Below are 1,220 nucleotides of genomic sequence, written 5' to 3' on the forward strand. Positions count from 1 at the left end.
CCGTGCTACCCTTACGAACAAACGGAGCATACAAGAGCAGGAACAACACGAACGCAACGCCCTCGAGCGATAGCAAATACCACGGATAAGGTCCAAGCCAATCGAGAAGTGAAGCAGTCTCCGGTTTGCGAGCTACGAACATATAATTGCCGCCAGTAGCGCGATTGACGAGGAAGACCATAACTAGCAGCACATTGAGGACAGCCAYTGTCAAGCCGATGGATTTGAATGTCGGTCGATAGTTTTCAACCCATACCATATAGAGCACGGCAAGGATGATCGCGATATGGGCAGCAAAAAACTCGAGGAACAAGTAGTGGGGAAATGCATACCCCAGTACGGGAGTGAGCATCGCTTGCATGGCTCCTCCGATCCCCGTGAAGTACGCGATCTGGAACAACAGACGGATTCTGAACACCAGCATGAAGACGCACAAATACAACGAGATGCTGCAAAGTTCGAGCGGCAATGAGGTTCTCAGACTATAGACGCCTTCCTCCACGTACCACGCATTCAATGAAACTTCGCACAACACCAGGACAGACGCAAGCCCATACCGGACGATATCGCTTCTCCTCCCGATCTTCAGCCAATCCCGAGCCATGTATAGCAACACAATCGACACAGCGAACAGCATAAGGACGATCCAATGTGATATGGAATAGGGAACAAATGATGCTAGGTCATTCACATCGAAGAAACGGTGCATGAGCTACATACCCCCTGTACTTGTGTTCTATCTATATGGACAGTTTATCATGAATTAACAATTGCTGGACTATCCGAATAAGAAGAAGCCCATAATGGTCTATAGAGAGCATCAAGTGGAGGGCGTACATAATGAAAGATAGGCACGAGCGGACATCGCTCCAACGGAGACTTATAATCGGATTGTTAGGAATGGTATCGTTGCTGGCGGTCTTGGGTGGGAAGCTGTTCCACATTCAAGTGTTGGATCCTGGTAGTTACTCCCAGTGGGACGTTGATCTAGTCCACAATTCGGTGGCGCAGCGAGAAACTGGAGTTGAGCTGGATAGTGGCCGTGGGAATTTCGTGGATCGACATGGGATCCCGATTACAGGGGAGAAGGTTCAGGCACTTGTTGTATTCCCGATGAAATCGCAGCTGGCTGGACGCGAGGCAGATGTAGACAGGCTGCTAGAACTGCTTGGATCGAACCGGGAGAAGTGGAGCCTGTTTTATACCGGACTGGTGCAGCC

Annotated in this window: 1 protein-coding gene and 1 pseudogene; one reads left to right on the forward strand and one right to left on the reverse strand. The window is 50.0% G+C overall.

The features are described from left to right. Positions 1-709: YwaF family protein (locus AC1DWB_RS35595; RefSeq protein ID WP_477545780.1), on the reverse strand; the 709-nt coding region annotated here is incomplete at its 3' end. A 131-nt stretch (positions 710-840) separates the two neighbouring features. Between AC1DWB_RS35595 and AC1DWB_RS35600 the strand changes: the two are divergent. After that, positions 841-1,220 (forward strand): annotated as a pseudogene (locus tag AC1DWB_RS35600) (hypothetical protein); the annotation flags it as partial.

The sequence above is a fragment of the Paenibacillus sp. P4_E11 genome, from assembly GCF_056401635.1.